Genomic DNA, 20,094 nt, shown 5'->3' on the forward strand with positions numbered 1-20,094 from the left:
AAAATTTAGACAGATAAAATATGCGTATAAAACGGATAAATGCAGGTTGTCTAATAATTATACACCACTGTCTAATTTCTTTACACTTCTGAAAAAGAACGGTTTTTACAATTTATTGATAAATAGTGTTTTATCAGGTTTGGCACGCTCTTTGCCCTTTTGTTGGCAGAAAATAACACAAAAATGAAACAGATAATAGTTACATCGATCCTTTCGCTTAGCCTGGCAACAGTTGCCATGGCCCAGGAAAAACGCTGGACAATGGACGAATGCATGCATTATGCCGTTGAAAACAGTCCGAAAGTCAAGAAACAAACCCATACGAGCGATTCTTATAAAGCAGAGTTGAATTCAGCAGTAGCTTCTTTCTTCCCTTCCATGAGTGCAAGTGTAGGAGCACAGTATAGTTTCGGACGTTCCATTGACCCGGAAACCAACGTCTATAACAATACATCTACATTTAATAACGGATATGGCCTGAGTGTTTCCATACCTATATTTAATGGGGGACAACTGATCAACCAATGGCGTATGGCAAAAGCGAACCGTCAATTGGGTATGAATGATATCCAGAAGGAAAAGGATGATCTGGCAATCAATACGATGCAGGCTTTTATGGATGTCGTATATTATCAGGGAACAGTAAAACTGGCTGCCGAGCAACTGGAAGAGAACAGCCGTATCCTGTATAGAACCCGTCGCCAGGAAGAACTGGGACTGAAAGGAAAAGCCGATGTCGCCCAGATCGAAGCGCAGGTCGCTGCCAACGACTATAACCTGACGCATCAGCAGAATCTGCTGAATACAGCCATATTGACTTTGAAACAAAATATGAACTTCCCGTCGGATATGGAGTTGGACGTAGATACCATGCTCCTGGATAAATCGTATGCAACCATGTTGGAATCGGTGGAGGAAATTTACGATTATGCATCCGATAATAACCCGACAGCTTTGCAGGCACAACTTCAACTGAAGTCTTCTAAAATGCAATATCTGATGGCTAAAGGACGCATGTTACCCTCCATCTCTTTCTCAGCCGGTGTTTCTACCAATTATTATGAGAACCTGAAAGGAGAACAGGCTCCTGCTGCATTCGGAAGCCAGTTTAAGAACAACCGGGGGGAATACATTTCCTTTAACCTGAGTTTCCCGCTTTTTAACGGTCTGGACCGTCTGACAAATCTGCGCAAGGCACGCAACAATATGCGTATCGCCCAGGAACAGCAGACCGAGGTGCTCCGCCAGTTGCAGACGGCTATCGAACAGGCTATCCTCGATCGTGAAGGGTATGCCAAGGAAACGATCCAGATGGAAAAGAAAGCTCAGGCGGACGAAATAGCCTACCAGGTGACTCTTCGCAAGTTTGAAGAAGGCTTGATGAGTCCGATCGACTTACAGACCAGTGCCAATACTTTACTGCTGTCGAAAGCTGATTTGCTGCAACGGAAGCTGATGTATCTGCTGAAATGCAAGTTGGTTGATTACTATAAAGGTAAACCGTTGATTGAAGGTATAAACTGAGAATAAACAGAAACTGATAATAAAGAAATAAAAACATACAACAATGGATATACAATTAGAAAAGAAAAGAGGCATTCAGAAGAAACATTTACCTTATGTAGGTGGCGGTGTTTTATTCCTGGCATTGGTCGGATGGATCATTTTCGGCGATCATGCATCGACATTGAAAGTGGACGCCCGCGGTATCAGTATCGGTGAGGTTACGAAGGAGCAGTTCAATGATTTCGTTCGTGTAAACGGACAGGTGCAGCCGATTACTGTGGTACAGTTGAGCCCGGAAGAAGGCGGTATCGTTCAGGAGAAAGTGGTGGAAGAAGGTGCCCAGGTAAAGAAGGGCGACGTTATTATCCGCCTTTCCAATTCAAGCCTCGATTTGCAGATATTGGATGCCGAAGCTCAGCTGGCGGAAAAACAAAACTTCCTGCGTAACACACAGGTGGCCATGGAACAGGACAAACTGAACAATCAGTTGGAAAAAGCGCAGCTCGATGTCGACATTGCCCGTTCACGCCGTGCTTATTCACAACAGAAGAAATTGTATGATGAAAACCTGATTGCCAAGGAAGATTATCTGAAAGCTAAAGAAGATTATGAACTGGCAACAAAGAAATATGACCTTGTTGTCGAGCGCCTGCGTCAGGATTCAATTTCCCGTACGATCCAGATGGACGAAATGGAAACCAGTCTGGCCAACATGCGCCGTAACATCCAATTGGTTCATGAACGTAAGGAACATCTGAATGTCCGTTCACAGATTGACGGCGAACTGGGTTTGCTGGATGTCGTGCTGGGACAGAATGTTTCTGCCGGTTTAAAGATCGGCCAGATCAACGACCTTTCCGACTATAAGGTGGAAGCGATGATCGACGAACATTATATCGACCGTGTTAAGCCGGGACTGGATGCCGACTTCGACCGTCAGGGAACAAGTTTCGCACTGGCCGTACGCAAGGTGTATCCGGAAGTTCGCGACGGTAAATTCCGTACGGACCTGGTGTTTACAGGCGAACGCCCTGACAATATCCGTAGCGGTCAGACCTATTATATCAATCTGGAACTGGGACAGCCGACAGAGAGTATCATCATACCACGCGGAACATTCTTCCAGAGTACCGGCGGCAGCTGGATCTTCGTACTCGACAAAGATGGCAAGAAAGCCTATCGCCGTAAGATCAAGATCGGCCGTCAGAACCCGCAGTATTATGAAGTAACAGAAGGCCTGGAAGCAGGAGAAAAGGTAATCGTTTCCAGCTATGAAAGCTACAAGGATAACGAAGTCCTGGTGTTGGAGTAATATGCAAAGGTAGGGGGGCAGACCCCCTACCTCCAAGGCCGGTCATATTGGTTTTCTGTCAGCAATAACAAAACGAATCTGTTACAATGAAGAATTTTTACATATCTTTCCGCACCCTGTTCAAGAAGGGCAGACATAATGATATTAAGATACTGTCGTTGGGCGTAGGCCTGGCAATGGGATTGGTACTCATTGCTAAAGTCTGCTTCGAGTTGTCGTACGATAATTTCTATCCCGAATCCGACCGGATTTTTGCTATCCAGGAGAACTTTAGCATCGGAGATAAGAGCAATGACGGCTTCCCCTGCGTAAGTGGCGGCGTAGCCCCCGGCATGAAAGCCGAGATCCCCGGTGTAGTGGCTGCTACCCGTTGTGAAAGAACAGGCGAGATGGTCATGAAAACACCCGACAATAAGAAGTACACCGCCATCTTCATGTTGGCCGACTCCTGTTTCTACGACGTCCTGCCCCGCGAAATGCTGGTCGGTAATGCCCGTGAGACACTGTCGCGCCCCCTCTATGCCCTTGTTTCGGAAGAAATGGCCGGCAAAATCAACCCCGACGGAGCAGACGTGATCGGCAAAACCTTCGAGGTACAGACATTCCCGGGCGTTCAGATCACCGTCGGCGGTGTGTTTAAGGATGTTCCGAAGAATACCCATCTTTATTACGACGTACTTGTCTCCCTTTCCACCTTCAAAGCTATTACCGGATGGTCGAAGGACGACCAATGGCTGGGCGGCGACAGCTTCAACGCTTACGTCCTCCTGCAACCCGGCCTGTCGGCAGACGATATGCTGCAACCTATGGCCGAAATGCTCGACCGTCATGTCGATTCGAAGAAACTGAAGGAGCAAGGCATGACGTACAGCATCTTCCTGCGTCCGCTCGGCGAGCTTTATGCCAGTTCTCCGGCCACCAAGCGTATGGCCGTGATGCTGACTGCCATTGCTTTCGCCATCCTTTTTGCCGCCCTGATGAACTATGTGCTGCTGGTCATCTCCTCGATGGTGACCCGCTCGAAGGATGTGGCGATCCATAAATGCTACGGCGCGACGGGCTGGAACATCACCGACATGATCTTCTCAGAGGCATTTCTCAACCTGTTGATATCCGTCGTCTTCTCCACACTCCTTGTATTCGGTTTCCGCCGGATCGTGGAAGAGCTGCTGGGCACCTCGCTGTCGTCGCTTTTCACGCCCGACACGCTGATGATCCTGTTGGGTGTCTGTGTGCTGGTGTTTCTGGTTGCCGGCCTGCTGCCTTCGCAACTGTTCGCCCGGATACCCGTGGCGTTGGTATTCCGTTCGTACACCAACTCCCGGCGGTCGTGGAAGAAAGCCTTGCTGTTTATCCAGTTCGTGGCGGTAGGTTTCCTCGTTTGCCTGCTCATCGTTATTGGTTGGCAATATAGTTTCATGGTGAATGATAATCCCGGCTACTCCTACGAGCGGCTGGCCTTCTGTAATCTGGAAGGCGTTCCTCAATCCTCCCGCAAAGCGCTGATGGATGAAATCCTCAAGCAGGGGGAAGTGGAAGACGTTACGACCTGCTACGAATTGCCGGCCTTTTCCGGTTCGGGCGATATCGTTTATCGTCCCGGTTCGGAGGATGCCGTAGCCCATTTCCGGGATCTTTACGGTACCAATGCCAACTTCGTCTCCTTGCTGGAGATGAAGGTGATAGAGGGACAAGCCTTCGACGAATCCTATTCCGACTCCATGCAACTCGTCATGGTGAGCCGCCAGATGGCTACCGAACTGGCCAATGCCTTTCAGTGGAAAGACGGTGTGGTAGGCAAGAAGCTCGATATCGGTGGGCATGGCACGGACGATCCCTTTACCGTTGTCGGCGTTTACGACGACGTACGGATGGGCCGGATCGACCAGGAAGGCATGGTCAACTCCGCCATCTTTTTCAGTAAACGGGCCGAGCAGACCCTTGTCGTCAAATTCCGTGAAAGGAATGCGGAGAATCTCGCCCATATAAATAATGTAATAAAAGAGTTCCTGCCCGACCGCGAGATCAATCTCATAGATTACCGTTTCAGCCTCACGAAGCTCTACGATACCTCGCGTATTTTCCGCGACTCGGTGATGGCGGGTGGCATCATTACCCTGATCATCGCCCTGATAGGCCTGATCGGTTACATCAACGACGAGACGAACCGCCGCGGGAAAGAAATTGCCGTACGCAAAATCAATGGGGCAACCGAACGGGATATCCTCCGTCTGATCTCCTCCGACATTGTATGGATGGCACTGCCGGCCATTCTGATCGGTGCGGGTGCTTCGTGGTTTGCCAGCGAAAAGTGGTTGCAGCAGTTTTCGGAGAAGATCCCGATGAATGCCGGCCTGTTCCTGACTGGCTCTGTGGTCGTGCTGGCGGTTATCCTCCTGACGGTGGTCTACCGTACCTGGATGGTGGCGAATGCCAATCCGGTGCTGAGCCTGAAATCGGAATAGAAAAAACATATATATCCGGAATAAAATAAAAAGACAATAATAGATATGAAGAATTTTAACATGGCACTCCGTTCCCTCTTCAAGAAGGGGAGGAGTAACGGGATTAAGATCCTTGCGCTGGCCGTCGGACTGGCGATGGGACTGGTATTGGTAGCGAAAGTCTGCTTCGAGCGCTCGTACGATAACTTCTATCCGGATAACGAACGGATTTATCTGGTTAAATCCGACCTGAACCGGGACGGCAAAAAAGATTCCTGGGGACAGGTGAGCGGTGCCATCGCCCCCGGTATGAAAGCCGAGGTGCCCGGAGTAGAGTTTGCCACCCGCTACACCCGTATCGGCGAGAACAACGAACTGATCATGACTCCCGAAGAGCAATACCTCACCGCCACGCTCCTGTTGGCCGACACCAGCTTTTTCGACATCTTCCCCCGTCCCCTGTTGGTGGGCGACCCGAAAGATGTCCTGGCACGTCCCGGCTACGTGATGATCTCCCGTTCGTTGGCCGAGAAGATGGGCGGCGTGGGGAATGCGGTAGGCAAGACCTTCGTGCGCGATGCTAACCACGGCTCTCCCTTCACCATCGGTGGCGTGTTTGAGGATATCCCCGAAAACAGCCACCTGCGCTATGATGCCGTGGCTTCGCTGGCCACCATGCCCGAATGGAGCACGACCAACTGGCTGGGCAACGATCGTTATATCGCTTACGTGAAGCTGCTCCCCGGCACCGATCCCAACGGGCTCGCCCCCGCCATCCGCCGGATGCAGGAGCGCAACCAGGATATGGAAGGCCTGAAGAAAGCCGGGGTAGACTTGTCGTACTCCATCTCTCCGTTGCAGGACATCCACAATAATAATAAGGAGGTGAAGGACATGAACTACATGCTCATTTTCATGGCGATCATCCTGATCTCCATCGCCGTCCTCAATTATATACTGGTCGTGATTTCTACGCTGATCGGCCGCGCCAAGGAGGTGGCCGTACATAAATGCTACGGTGCGTCGGGAAAGAATATCTTCGGGATGATTCTTTCCGAGTCGTTCCTGCACCTGCTGTTGTCGTTGTTGCTGGCGGCTTTCCTGATCGTCATTTTCAAAGGGAAGATAGAAGATTTGTTGTCCGCCTCGCTGTCGGCGCTCTTCACGTTGCCTACGATGTCGATCCTGCTGGCCATCTGCGTGGTGGTATTTGCGGTGACGGGCTTCGTACCGACCTGGCTTTTCATGCGTATTCCGGTGGCTACGGCTTTCCGCAGTGTGAAAGAGTCGAAACGCTACTGGAAGCTCTGCCTGCTGTTCGTTCAATTCGTTGCCACGGCCTATCTGGTGGCGCTGTTGATTACCATCAGCCGGCAGTATGACACGATGATTTCGAGTCATCCCGGTTACGCTTACGAGAATCTGGTTTATTGTAATACACGCGGTGTCGATCCGCAGGTGCGCGACCGTGCGATGGCCGAATTGCGCCGCCTGCCACAGGTGAAGATGGTATCGTGCAGCACCGAACTGCCTTTCAGTTATCCGTCCGGCAATAACATAAATATTCCGGGAGACGATCGCGATCTTTTCAATATAGCCGACATGTATTTCGTGGGCGACAATTATTTCGACCTGATGGAGATACCCGTCGTTGAAGGCCATGCCTTCCGTCCCGATGAGGCCAACGGCGATAAAATCATGGTCAGCCGTAAATTCGTCGACCTGATGGAAAAGACGGCAGGCTGGACGGGCAGTATCATCGGTAAAGGCGTCATGGTGTCCGAGCATAGCAAGGGAACAAAAGTGTTCACTGTCTGCGGTGTGTTCGACGATTTCCGTATCGGCTCCCTGAAAGGCCCGGATACGCGTGCGTCGATTTTCTTCTACGCCACACCTGATTGTTATAATCCTCCCGTGAATATCCTGATCAAGATGAATACGATGTCGTCGGACAACCTGGCGGAAGTGAACCGCGTCCTTACCGAAACGATCACCGGCAAGGTGGTCGAAGCCTCCGTATATAAAATGGATATCGTCCGCCAGTATCAGGACGACCGCGATTTCCGCGACGCGATCATGATCAGCGGTATCGTCACCCTGATCATTGCCCTGATCGGCTTATTGGGATACACGGCCGACGAGACGAACCGCCGCGGCCGCGAAATAGCCATCCGTAAGGTAAACGGGGCTACGGCCGTGAATATCCTCCGTATGCTTTCGCGTGATATTTCCTACATCGCCCTTCCGGCTCTTGCGATCGGGGTGGCTGTCGCTTATATCAATGCTTCGGGCTGGCTGGAGAAATTCGCCGAACGCATCCATCTCAGTTTCTTTATATTCATCGGGGCGGCCTTGTTTGTCTATGCCGTTATCATCTCCTGCGTGCTGATACGAGCATGGAATGTGGCGAATGAAAATCCGGTGGAGAGTATAAAGGCGGATTAGGGAAGAGGGTGAAAATGCCGGAAACAATGTTTCCGGGGACTTACCCCACCGACGAAATGGAATTTACAATGTTTCCGGCAGCTTGTCCCACCGACGAAATGAAATTTACAATGTTTCTGAGAGGTCGACAGTGGGTTATCCTCCCGGAAACATTGTAAATTTCATTTTTACCCTCCGACAAGTCCTTAGAAACATTGTTTCCGGAGAAAAACTGTGTTTTTCAAATTCTTTTGAAAGAAAATGCAGAATTTCCTTGTCCCATGAAAATAAAAACCTACTTTTACGACCGAAGAAAACACTTGTATAATATTAAATAAAGAATACCATGGAAACACTTGCAAGAATTATAGATTTAAGTCTGGAACGCTTGAACAATGCCGAATATGCCAACCATATGACCCGCTTTTTAGCCCTCATTCCAGTGAAACAGGAAGATCGTCCGGAAATAGAAAGTGTCGATCTGACCGGCCCTGCTGCCCTGGGTTTTACCGACGAGCAGATAAATACGTTCAAAAACGAATTGAATATCCTTACCGATGTGGTGAATAAATCGCTTATCAGTGATGAAACAGCTTTACTGGCCGAAACGGATAAGCAGCGCGATGAGTTGGTCGTTTATTTTACCTCGACAGTCCGGCAAATGACTAAAAGTCCGGTTTCGGCTCAAAGAAATGCCGCGATCAGCCTTTACAATCAGGTGAAAATCTATGTCGGTATCCAGAAGTTGGCCGACCAGCAGGAAACCCAACAAATTTTAGGTTTGCTGCTGGATATGGAAAAGGAAGCGAATAAATCGAATGTAACGACCCTTGGCCTGACTTCCGTCCTGGAGGAACTGAAAACTTGCAATGATACATTTATAGCACTGACGGAACAACGTTCGGCTAATAAAATCTCAGCCTCTATCGACAGCGGGAAGGTCGTTCGCGGTCGCATGGATCAGATTTACGGAGATATGACATTGTTGGCGCAGTCGTACAACGTCGTTCAACCGACCGGCGAAACGACCGCTTTCGTTACGGCCCTCAATGCCTTGATCGGTGAAACCAAAGCACGCTACAACCAGCGTGTCGGTATCGCCAAGGCAAACAAAAACAAGAAAAAACCGGACGACCGTCCGGAAATAGAATAATATTTTGGGGTGACAAAGACTCTTTATAGTCACCGATATTAGTTTAAGTTTTAATTAAACATGTGCATCCGGCCTGTGAAGGTCGGATGTTTTTTCTGCCGCAAAGTGTCTAATAAATAGACATGACTGTCTAAATATTAGACACTGCCGTAAAAAAGACAAAACAGTATAATGTTGAAAACTAGCTTTTTATTAAGTTTGGCACGTAATTTGAATTATATAGAGAAAAGAGAGTGGATTTTAAAGAGGAATATAAAGTATAAATGTAGAATTAAATAAATAACATTATGATTAAGATTGAAGGATTAAGTAAGCACTTCCGTACAGAAGAAGTAGAAACAATCGCATTGAACAATATTTCGATGGAAGTGAAGGATGGTGAATTTGTAGCTATCATGGGACCTTCCGGTTGCGGTAAATCAACCTTGTTGAATATCCTGGGTTTGCTTGATAATCCGACTGGCGGTAATTACTATCTGGTTGATAAAGAAGTGGGCCATCTGAAAGAAAAAGAACGTACACAGGTTCGTAAAGGGAATATCGGTTTCGTATTCCAGAGCTTCAACCTGATCGACGAACTCAATGTATACGAAAATGTGGAACTGCCGCTGACTTACCTGAAGGTAAAGGCTTCCGAACGTAAACAGATGGTAAACGATATTCTGAAACGTATGAACATCAGCCATCGTGCCGCTCACTTCCCACAGCAGTTATCCGGAGGTCAGCAACAGCGTGTTGCCATTGCCCGTGCCGTTGTCTCCAACCCGAAGATCATCCTTGCCGATGAGCCGACTGGTAACCTGGATTCAAAGAACGGTGCCGAAGTAATGCAGCTGCTTACCGAACTGAACAAAGAAGGGACAACCATCGTCATGGTAACCCACTCCAAGCATGACGCAAGTTTTGCACACCGCATCATCAACCTGTTCGACGGTAGCATCGTGTCATCAGTGAGCGAATTTATTTGATGAATTAGATTTTACACATGGACATATAGCTAAATTAAGAATGTAAGCAAACACGAACATATCCTACCTGTGAAGGCGGGATATGTTTTTATTCTCGCCAACTGTAGAACAATTAAACCATTAAAAAGATGAACAACCTATTAAATATAAAGTCTTTCCTGAAATTCCTGGGTAAGAATAAAGCATATACGGTGATCGATGTGTTCGGACTGTCTGTTTCACTGATGTTCGTCATTCTGATCTCTATTTATACGGTACAGGAGTTGTCGGTCGATAAATTTCAGGAACATGGAGACCGCATTTATGCGGTAGCTTATGAAGAAGGAGTAGTGACAGGCGTTCCGGTGGCTTACCGGTTGCAGGAACGTTACCCGGAGATAGAAAGGGTTTGTCCGGTCATCAGCAACAATTTCAATTCGATGATCGTTTGGGCAAATGATAAAAAGATGAATGCCAATTTATGTTTTGCCGATTCTTCCTTCTTCAATTTCTTTTCGTTTAAACTTTTGAGTGGCGACAAGAATCGGGTGTTGCAGGCCCGTAACAATGCTGTCATTTCCCGGACATTTGCCAACAAATTGTTTGGCACGGACGACCCGGTAGGGCAAAGCATCCGTATCAGTGACTCAACATCAGTGATGGTGACAGGTGTGATGGAAGATATCAAAAATTCGGCAATCCCTTATACCGACCTGCTGCTGCGGATCGAAGGCGTCACCGAGTTTAACGGCTCGTTGGGCATGGACCGCTATAATAATGCCGGTGCTACGACCGCTTTTCTGATGATGAAACCGGGGGCCGACCTGCGTCCTAAGACAGATGATATTGCTACCTATATGAAGGAGTTCTTCTGGCCGTATAAGATGGAACTGTGGAAAAAGGTAATACTCATCCCCATGAATGAATTGTATTTTTCACCGATAAAGGGAAACGGAAATTCGGGGGATAGACGTTTTGTCATTGTTCTGATGTCGGTGGGTATACTGATCCTGATATTTGCCGTGTTCAATTATATCAACCTGACGGTGGCACAGGCGGGCCAACGGGCAAAAGAGATGGCTACACGCCGTTTGCTGGGTTCGTCGCGCGGTGAATTGTTCATGCGACTGATGGTGGAATCGACGTCGCTGACGGTTATTTCATTCATACTCGGCTTGCTGTTTGCCATGGCTGTTACCTCTTATGCCAACAACCTGCTGCAATCCGATATAAGTCTGGCCGATGCCTGTACGCCTCTCTGGATCGGTACGGCGATTGTGGTCGTTTTATTGATAGGTGGTTTGTCGGGACTGTTACCGGCCATTATGATTTCTTCGGCCAAGCCGATCGATGTGGTGCGCGGAACTTTCCGCCGACAGACGAAGATGGTGTTCAGTAAGGTTTTTATCACGTTCCAGAATACGATCACGATTGCCATGATCGCAGCTTCTATTGTGATGATTCTCCAGATCAACCATCTGATCAATGCTCCTTTGGGATATAATACAACGAATATATTGGAAACCTCCAATAATTTTGAGAATGTAACGGATCGTACAGCTGCTTTAGACCGGGTGCGTCAGATGCCGTTTGTCAAACGGATAGGGCTGGCGAGCGGGATGCCTTTCAGCGGTAGTAACAATATGACCGGTACGTATGAAGACAAAACACTCAGTTTCCAGCAATTTATTATGGATAGCGTCACATTTAATATCCTGGGACTGGAGATTATCCGCGATAACCACCTGGCCGAAAATAGTTGGTACCTGACCGAAAAAGCAATGATGGATATGGAGTTGCCTATGGATGCGCCGGCTTTTAAATGGGGAGAAAACAGTACCCCGATTGCCGGTGTGATCCGCAACTTCCAGCCCCGCGGCAATATAACCCGTGAGAACCAGCCGTCTATGCTTCGCATCAATAAACCGGAAGAAATGTATCCCTGGTCTATTATCATCGAAATAGATGGAAACCCGTACACGGCTTATGAACAGATCCGTAAGGCCTACGAACAGACATCCGGCCTGAATTTCGAAGGCAAATTCATCGACCAACAGATTCAGGAATCGTTTGAAGCGCAGCAGCGCATGGCAAAGATTGTCTCTATCTTTGCCGGTATCGCCATCCTGATCTCTTTGCTCGGGTTATTGGCTATGTCGACCTACTTTATCCAGCAGCGTTCGCAGGAAGTGGCAGTCCGTAAAGTATTCGGTTCGGACAATAAAAGCATCCTGTTACGCCTGGTCAGTGCCTTCCTGATCTATGTTGTCGTAGCTTTTGTGATCGCAACGCCCATCATTTGGTATGCGATGAACCAGTGGTTGTCTGACTATTCATACAGGATCGACCTGAATCCGCTTATCTTTATTGTTTCCGGCCTGTTCTGCCTGGTTATTTCATTTGCTGCCGTATTTGTCCAGAGCTTCAGGGCAGCCAATGCCAATCCGGTGAATAGTATTGCTAATAAATAACGATACGAGTATTATAAATTTAAAGGCGGAAGTTATTCATAAGAATGACTCTCCGTCTTTAGTTGTTTAAGAATAGCATGGATCTCTTAATTATACAGGTTTATATGCTACCTTTGTGCGGTAGTTAAACGGGTGCTTATCTATTTTCAAAACATATATGTTTCGTTGACAAAGCATATATGTTTTGCAATCAAAACTCCTTAGTTTTGTTTTCAAAAGATACTACCTTTCAGTTTATGTTATTGAAAGGTAGGAGATTCTTGCGGCTGGTGTCTGAAACGTCTAATGTGAATACTTTTTGGGGGGGGCGGATAGGATGTAAAAAAACTGGACAGGACTGTCTAATTATTAGACATATCTTGAAGTTTTGTTGTTTTGTATTTTGTTGATATCTAATGTTTTATTGTTTTGGCACGTATTTTGGTTGTTGGAATGTGTAAATAACTGAAATAACAAAAAATAGTATATCAATGAGAACGATATTGCGAAACTTTCTGAATGTGCTGCGCCGCTTCAAGATGGCGTCTTTCCTGAATATAGTAGGGTTGTCGGTGGCTTTTACCGCTTTTCTGGTGATTATGATGCAGGTTGAATATGAGCGGACTTTCGACCGGTGTTATCCGACCGCTTCACGTATTTGCCGGGTGGATATGAATCGGGGGGAAGGGGATATTTATGCGTCAGTGATTCCCCAGGCATTGGCGAATGCCGCATTTACTTCGTCTCCGCATATCGAAAGTTATACTTTGCTGAATTCATTTACTGGCAAGCGTTATGTCATAGTAGGTAAAGGGGAGGAAGAGAAGGGATTTAAAGAACAGTTAATCCCCTGTTATCCGGATTTAGCCAAGGTGTTCGAGCCGACTATCGTGGAAGGTGTTGCCGCTTGCCTGGAAGATCCGGAAAAGATGATGATTCCTCAAAGCATGGCTCGGCGGATGTTCGGTAACGAATCCGCCATTGGAAAGAGTGTACGTGTAAAAGACAAAATACCCTATTGGGACGAGACGAACTTTATCGTCGGAGCTGTCTATGAAGATTTTCCGGAAAACTCGCAGTTGGAAAACGGAATTTATGCCCGGATGAATAAACGTTACGAAGACGATTGGTTTTCTCAGCAGTTTATGGGATATTTATTGCTCGATTCACCTGAATCTCGTCAGGTGGTGGAGGATAACTTCAATAGTACATTCGATTTTGCTAAATATAACGTTAATAAAGAAACCCGCTTGCAACTGATACCTATCATTGATATTTATTATATGCCAGGTCAGTTAGATGATTTTATTAAGACCGGAAATGTAGATACGATACGGTTGTTGGTATTGATTGCCTTACTGGTTATTGTTATTGCGGGGATCAATTTTACGAATTTCAGTACTTCGCTGGCTCCGATGCGGATAAAAAGTATCAATACCCAAAAGGTATTGGGTAGTTCGACAACAAGTCTGCGGGCGAGTTTGGTAGCCGAAGCGGTATCTATTTGTGTATTTGCCTGCCTGTTGGCCTTTTTATTGACCTGGATATTGAACAGGGCGGAAGTTTTATCGTTCGTTGAAGCGGATACGAATCTGTTGCATTATATACCGTTGTTGTTTATGATGTTAGGTATTTCTGTTTTATTGGGATTGGTAGCCGGTCTGTATCCGGCATGGTATATGACCTCTTTCCAACCGGCACTGGTATTGAAAGGTAGTTTCGGCTTGTCTGCTTCAGGACGGAAGTTGCGTACGGCTTTGATCGGTTTCCAGTATGTCGTTTCCATCGGTTTGATCATCGGCTCTTCTTTTATACAGATCCAGAATAACTATATGCGTTCTTATAAGTTGGGATTCGATAAAGACCAGATAGCGATGGTGACGTTGGGAATGGAAACGGTCAAGAAGTCCGGCGACTTGTTGGTAAATCGTCTCAAGGAATATGCCGGTATTGAAGATGTTGGTTTTGCCAGTACCCTGGTCGGGGCATCGGATGTCTATTCTTCTAATTATTTCAGTTATAATAATAACGGTTTTGGCAGTGAAATTATCGATGTGTCATGGAACTTCCTGGATGTGATGGGCATTCCTGTCATCAGTGGACGCAACTTCAACCGTTCGGATGCACAAAGTGATTCTACCTATGCTTGTGTTTTTACCAAGCGGGTACTGGATTTCGTTCCCGATATGGAACCGGGGTGTTCGTTAGCAAAGAATTGGATGGGTACAGGTAATATAGTCGGCTTCATCGACAACATAAAAGTGTCTTCCCTGCGTTCGGAGGATAAGCCGCTACTTCTTAAAGTAAAAGCAAATAACATATTACCGGTTTCTTATATACGTATGAAATCCGGAACAAACGTGGAAGAAGCCGTCGCCCATATCCACCGGGTAATAGCCGATATCGATCCGGCATATCCGTTCGAGGTGGAGTTTTATGATACGGTATTCAATAATCTGTATCATAAGGAACAGTATCTGAAAAAGATGGTCACTTTGTTCAGCTTGCTGGCTATCGTGCTGTCGATCGTGGGTGTCTTTGGACTGGTTGTTTTTGAAACGCAATACAGACGTAAAGAGATCGGAGTGCGTAAAGTGTTCGGTGCTACAGTAGGGGAGGTTTTGAATATGTTCAACAGGTCTTATCTGCGTATTGTCTCGATCTGTTTTGTGATCGCTGTCCCGTTTGCTTATTACGGTGTACATAAATGGCTGGAAAACTTTTCCGATAGGACCCCGATCTATTGGTGGGTGTTTGTGTTGGCTTTCGGCATTGTGGCCGGTATAACCATGCTGACGGTTACATTCCAGAACTGGAAAGCGGCAAATGAGAATCCGGTGAACAGTGTAAAAAGTGAATAATTAATCTAATTTGTCTAATTATTTTACACCAGTGTCTAAAATTTAGACACATCTGATAACACCTTGATTCGTCAAGGTGTTATTTATTAGATGATTACATGTTTGGCATGCGTTTTGAACCTATTCGGGTAAAAATAAATATATAATGAAAACAATTCTTCGAAATTTCATCAGTGTATTACGTCGTTTTAAGATGGCGACGCTTCTTAATATTTTAGGGCTTTCAGTGGCTTTTTCTGCATTTATGATTATTATGATGCAGGTCGATTATGATCAGAATTTTGACACTTTTCATAATGAAGCCGATAATATCTACCGGGTGGAGCTACAGTGGGGTAAGGAAACGCCTCAGGCTATTGTAAGCCGGCCCCTGATGGATGTGTTTTTCAACTTTTCACCGCATATCGTTGCCGGAGCCATTAGCTATCCTATCTATAGTGAGACGGTTTTTATTGTAGATAAGGACGGGAAACAGGATAGTTATATGGAACCGAATATGACTATTTATCCTTCCTTTACCGATGTGTTTACTTTTGATATGTTGGAAGGAACGAAGGATGCCCTGAAGGACCCGGAAAAGATCTTGATTTCGGAAAGTCAGGCTAAAAAGATATTCGGTACGGAATCGGCTGTCGGCCGGAGAATGAAAGCGAAAGATACCAGAGGGCGGTTGGCCGGCCTTTTTACCATACCTGAGATGGATTATACGGTGGGAGGTGTCTATAAGGATTTTCCGGTAAACGGTATCCTCCAGAATGCTGTCTATGTGAAACTGGATGATAAGGAGGGTTTGAATGATTGGGGAAGTTCTAATTATTATGCTTATATCCGTCTGGATAGCCCCGAAGCCGCAAAGGATTTGACAAACGACTTTCTGGATTATTATAAAAAGCACGAGATAGGGAAAAATATGCCGTGGTCTACCGATGACCTGAATTTACGGCTGACTCCTTTGACGGAGCTTCATTATGTAACGGATGTTCTTTATGACATGGTTCCTAAGACTAGCCGTCAGACGATATTGGTTCTGATTGCCATCGCATTTGTTATTATGCTTATTGCCGGTATCAATTTTACCAATTTCAGTACGGCTTTGACTCCGATGCGTATGAAAAGTATCAATACGCAAAAGGTGCTGGGTAGTTCTAATGCAACATTACAGTTCTCTTTATTGATGGAAGCGGTCTGTATCAGTGTCGTGGCTTTCTTGTTGGCATTATGGATCGTCCGTATGACGGCAAGCAGTCCCATAGCAGGCCTGATCAATGCGGATATCTCTTTTTCCGCTCATCCGGTGTTGATTTCGTTGACGGCTCTGCTATCTGTGCTGGTCGGAGTGCTGGCCGGGATTTATCCGTCTTATTATATGACATCTTTCTCGCCGGCGCTGGTGCTGAAAGGTAATTTCGGACTTTCTCCCAAAGGAAGGGTATTGAGGAACGTACTGATCAGTGTGCAGTTCATTTCTTCATTTGTTTTGATTATGGGCGCTATGTTCATGTATTTGCAAAATAACTTTATGCGAACCAGTTCGTTGGGATACGACAAAGATCAAATCATCGTGACAGACCTGACGGCTACAGTCTTAAACAGTAAAGACGCTTTCACGAATCGTATGAAATCGTTCTCCGGTATTGAGGATGTGACCTGTGCGGAGTTTCTGCTGGCCAGCCAGGATCAGTATATGACCTGGGGACGTGAACTGAATGGTAAAAATATTCAGTATCAGGTGATGCCGGTCGATCCTTCTTTCCTGAAGGTACTGAATATTGCAGTAAGTGACGGACGGGATTTCCGGGAAGAAGATACTTTGACGGAGCATGGTGCCTATATATTTAATGAACGTGCGCGAAAGACTTACGACATTCAGCTGGGGGATAAGATCGGTGATATGGAGGTGATTGGTTTTGTTCCGGATATCAAGTTCGCTTCTTTCCGTACGGAGGTGGTTCCGATGGCATTCTTAGTGCGTGGTAAAAGTTATTCGGGAGGTGCGGCGTTTGCATATATCAAGGTAAAAGCCGGTTCGGATATGGGAGCAGCCATGGCGCATGTCAAGAATGTAATGAGTGAGATTCATCCGGATTATCCTTTCGACATTACTTTCTTTGATAAAGTGCTGAATAATTTATATGAAAAAGAAACGAGTCTGGGAGCATTGATCACATTATTCAGTCTGATAGCCGTCTTTATCTCGATGGTGGGTGTCTTTGGTCTGGTAGTATTCGACAGCCAGTATCGCAGAAAGGAAATAGGTGTCCGCAAGGTGATGGGGTCTTCCGTGTCGCAGATTCTGATTATGTTTAACAAAACGTATGTCCGTATCCTGTTGATATGCTTTGTGTTGGCCGCTCCGTTGACCTGGTATGCCATTCATGCCTGGTTGGAGAACTTTGCTTACCGTACTCCGATCTATTGGTGGGTATTCATACTGGCTTTCCTGCTGGTGTCGGCTGTGACGATCGTCACTGTTACCTTCCAGAACTGGCGGGCGGCAAGCGAAAATCCGGTAATAAGCATAAAAACAGAATAGCGGATGGATCATTAGATTTATAAATTTAGTACAGATACTATCATGAAAACAATTATCAGGAATTTATTAGGAGTTGTCCGTCGTTTTAAAATGGCGACTCTATTGAATGTGATGGGTTTAAGTATAGCCTTTGCTGCCTTTATAATTTTAATGATCCAGTTACAATATGACTGGGGGTTCGACAGGTTCCAAAAGAATGCAGAACGGATTTACCGGGTAGGACTTTATACTCCGGATTGGGGGAACCAGGTGGTTGTTTCTCCCCCTTTTGCAGAGGCTTTCGTTCAATCGTCTCCCCATATAGAGACGGGTGCATTACTTTCTTCCTGGGGTAGCCAGCTTGCATTAAAAAGGGGAAATGATACGAATGAAACGAGTTTCTGGTGTCCGGTAAATGCAATAACTCCTGAATATGCTTCTGTATTTGACTTTCAGATGTTGGAGGGGAAGATAGAAAGCCTGGATAATCCGGGGTATGTTTTGATAGCACAGAGCCAGGCAGAAAAGTTTTTCGGAGATGAACCGGCTGTCGGCAAACAGTTGACAGCCGATAAGTTATCTTTTGTTGTGGGTGGCGTATATAAAGATTTTCCTCAAAATTCAGTGATACAAAATGCCGTATACAGGAGAATCGGTGAAAAGGAGAATCAGGATAATTGGAATGCCAACGGCTACCAGTTATATGTGTTACTGGATGATCCCGGTAAAAAAGACCAGATAATTGCTGACTTCAAGAATCATTTCAACCATGAATATTATGATTGGAAAACGAAAGATGTGAGACTGACCCAACTGACCGATATTTATTATGAGGCAGATGCCCGTTTTGATTCACAGAAAGACAAAGGTAATAAAACGATGGTGTTCGTGTTATTTACCATCGCTGTATTGATTGTTGTCATTGCCGGGATTAATTTTACGAATTTCAGCAATGCACTTGTTCCCATGCGTATCCGGAGTATCAATACGCAGAAGGTGCTGGGAGGATCGGATAATACGTTGCGCTGTGCCATGTTGGTTGAAGCGGTAGCGATCTGTCTGTTTTCTTTCATCCTTTCCTTGTTTATTGTGAAAGGGATGGCTAATACCTGGCTGGCCGATATGGTCAGTGGAGAACTTTCATTGAAAGCCAACATTCCTTTATTGATAGGGGCGGGAGTACTGGCTGCTCTTACCGGCCTGCTGGCCGGAGCATATCCTGCCTGGCATATAACATCGTTTTCTCCTGCCTTGGTTCTAAAAGGATCGTTTGGATTGTCTCCTTCCGGTAAAAGGATGAGAAGTTTGCTGGTCTCTTTCCAGTATGTCATCTCTTTTGCTCTGATTATTGCCGCTTTGTTTATTTATTTGCAGAATCATTACATGCTGGCCTCTTCTTTAGGTTTCGATAAGGAGCATGTGGCTATTGTGGAATTGAACGGCCAGTTGATAAAGAATATAGAGGCCGTGGAAAATCGATTAGAGCAGGAAGTCTCTGTGCAGGAAGTTTCTTTTGCGGAAGATTTACTTTCGGCAAGTGATGAATATACCGACTTTGGCCGTGGTTACAGGGAGAATAACGTACAGTTCAAAGTGTTTGTCGTTTCACCGGATTTTCTTAGGCTGATGAACATTCCTGTTATTTCGGGACGGGATTTCCTTCAGGAAGACAGTAAATCGGTAGGGGGCGTTTACCTGTTTAACGAAGCGGCCAGATTGCAATATGATCTGGTTGCCGGTGAATATATCACGGGAAATGAATGGTATGAGGCTCCTCCCGCTTTGATTGCCGGGTTTATAGATGATATTAAGTATGCTTCGTTCCGCACGGAAGTGGCTCCGATGGCTTTTTATGTTTCGCCTGCGGCAGGGTATCGGCCGAGATATGCCTATATCAAAATAAAAGCGGGGGCGGATATCCGGGATGCAGTGGCTTCGATCAGGAAAGCCTTGACTTCGATAGATAAGAATTTCCCGGCCGAGATCAGGTTTTATGATACGATATTGAATAATCTCTATAAGCGGGAGCTGAGCATCGGTTGGCTGATCTCTTTATTCAGCCTGATAGCCGTTTTTATATCGGTTGTCGGTGTGTTGGGGCTGGTTATTTTTGAGAGCGAATACAGAAAGAAAGAGATAGGTCTACGGAAAGTTCATGGTGCTACCACTTCGCAGATATTGCTTATGTTCAATAAAGTCTATGTCCGTATCCTGATTGTCTGTTTCGTCCTGGCAATACCGGTTGCCTATTACGGGGTGAACCGTTGGATGGTTTATTTTGCCTATAAGATTCCGATGTATTGGTGGGTATATGCGGTCGCTTTTGTGGTCGTTTCCGTTATAACATTCCTGACGGTTACTTTCCAGAACTGGAAGACTGCCAATGAAAATCCGGTAGAAAGTATAAAAACAGAATAGCAATCATGCAACATTTCTGAATTTATTACGTATTTATTAAAAAGTTGTTTGGTGAACAACCTTAAAT

10 protein-coding genes are annotated in these 20,094 nt (G+C 46.0%); all 10 read left to right on the plus strand.

The features are described 5' to 3' along the window. Positions 1-183: 183 nt before the first annotated feature. The 10 genes from HMPREF1535_RS16055 to HMPREF1535_RS16100 all read left to right on the plus strand — a co-directional run bounded on the left by HMPREF1535_RS16055 (position 184) and on the right by HMPREF1535_RS16100 (position 20,027). Positions 184-1,524 carry a TolC family protein gene (locus HMPREF1535_RS16055; RefSeq protein WP_046146821.1) on the plus strand — a complete coding sequence of 447 codons (1,341 nt, stop codon included), beginning with the start codon at positions 184-186 and terminating at the stop codon, positions 1,522-1,524. Positions 1,525-1,567: 43 nt separating this feature from the next. Then, on the plus strand, positions 1,568-2,818 hold the full coding sequence (locus HMPREF1535_RS16060) for an efflux RND transporter periplasmic adaptor subunit (RefSeq protein ID WP_007653317.1): 1,251 nt from the start codon (positions 1,568-1,570) through the stop codon (positions 2,816-2,818). A gap of 86 nt (positions 2,819-2,904) precedes the next feature. Then, on the plus strand, positions 2,905-5,283 hold the full coding sequence (locus HMPREF1535_RS16065; RefSeq protein ID WP_046146822.1) for an ABC transporter permease: 2,379 nt from the start codon (positions 2,905-2,907) through the stop codon (positions 5,281-5,283). A gap of 60 nt (positions 5,284-5,343) precedes the next feature. Further along, positions 5,344-7,707 carry an ABC transporter permease gene (locus tag HMPREF1535_RS16070; protein WP_262362567.1) on the plus strand — a complete coding sequence of 788 codons (2,364 nt, stop codon included), beginning with the start codon at positions 5,344-5,346 and terminating at the stop codon, positions 7,705-7,707. A gap of 325 nt (positions 7,708-8,032) precedes the next feature. Beyond that, positions 8,033-8,839, plus strand: a complete 807-nt coding sequence (locus tag HMPREF1535_RS16075) for a DUF6261 family protein (RefSeq protein ID WP_007653322.1) — start codon at positions 8,033-8,035, stop codon at positions 8,837-8,839. Between the two features lie 287 nt (positions 8,840-9,126). After that, on the plus strand, positions 9,127-9,807 hold the full coding sequence (locus HMPREF1535_RS16080) for an ABC transporter ATP-binding protein (protein WP_007653323.1): 681 nt from the start codon (positions 9,127-9,129) through the stop codon (positions 9,805-9,807). A 128-nt stretch (positions 9,808-9,935) separates the two neighbouring features. After that, positions 9,936-12,257: an ABC transporter permease gene (locus HMPREF1535_RS16085; RefSeq protein ID WP_046146824.1), complete on the plus strand. Its 2,322-nt coding sequence runs from the start codon at positions 9,936-9,938 to the stop codon at positions 12,255-12,257. 470 nt (positions 12,258-12,727) lie between these two features. Beyond that, entirely contained in the window at positions 12,728-15,097 is a 2,370-nt protein-coding gene (locus HMPREF1535_RS16090) for an ABC transporter permease (protein WP_046146825.1), read from the plus strand. Positions 15,098-15,242: 145 nt separating this feature from the next. Next, on the plus strand, positions 15,243-17,630 hold the full coding sequence (locus HMPREF1535_RS16095; RefSeq protein ID WP_007653329.1) for an ABC transporter permease: 2,388 nt from the start codon (positions 15,243-15,245) through the stop codon (positions 17,628-17,630). A 42-nt stretch (positions 17,631-17,672) separates the two neighbouring features. Further along, entirely contained in the window at positions 17,673-20,027 is a 2,355-nt protein-coding gene (locus HMPREF1535_RS16100) for an ABC transporter permease (protein WP_007653333.1), read from the plus strand. Positions 20,028-20,094: the final 67 nt, after the last annotated feature.

The organism is Parabacteroides goldsteinii DSM 19448 = WAL 12034, from assembly GCF_000969835.1.
Lineage (GTDB): Bacteria > Bacteroidota > Bacteroidia > Bacteroidales > Tannerellaceae > Parabacteroides > Parabacteroides goldsteinii.

Coding starts and splice junctions, on each gene's coding strand:
- HMPREF1535_RS16090 (WP_046146825.1), top strand. CDS start 12,728: ATGAGAACGATATTGCGAAACTTTCTGAATGTGCTGCGCCGCTTCAAG.
- HMPREF1535_RS16080 (WP_007653323.1), top strand. CDS start 9,127: ATGATTAAGATTGAAGGATTAAGTAAGCACTTCCGTACAGAAGAAGTA.
- HMPREF1535_RS16060 (WP_007653317.1), top strand. CDS start 1,568: ATGGATATACAATTAGAAAAGAAAAGAGGCATTCAGAAGAAACATTTA.
- HMPREF1535_RS16095 (WP_007653329.1), top strand. CDS start 15,243: ATGAAAACAATTCTTCGAAATTTCATCAGTGTATTACGTCGTTTTAAG.
- HMPREF1535_RS16100 (WP_007653333.1), top strand. CDS start 17,673: ATGAAAACAATTATCAGGAATTTATTAGGAGTTGTCCGTCGTTTTAAA.
- HMPREF1535_RS16065 (WP_046146822.1), top strand. CDS start 2,905: ATGAAGAATTTTTACATATCTTTCCGCACCCTGTTCAAGAAGGGCAGA.
- HMPREF1535_RS16085 (WP_046146824.1), top strand. CDS start 9,936: ATGAACAACCTATTAAATATAAAGTCTTTCCTGAAATTCCTGGGTAAG.
- HMPREF1535_RS16075 (WP_007653322.1), top strand. CDS start 8,033: ATGGAAACACTTGCAAGAATTATAGATTTAAGTCTGGAACGCTTGAAC.
- HMPREF1535_RS16055 (WP_046146821.1), top strand. CDS start 184: ATGAAACAGATAATAGTTACATCGATCCTTTCGCTTAGCCTGGCAACA.
- HMPREF1535_RS16070 (WP_262362567.1), top strand. CDS start 5,344: ATGGCACTCCGTTCCCTCTTCAAGAAGGGGAGGAGTAACGGGATTAAG.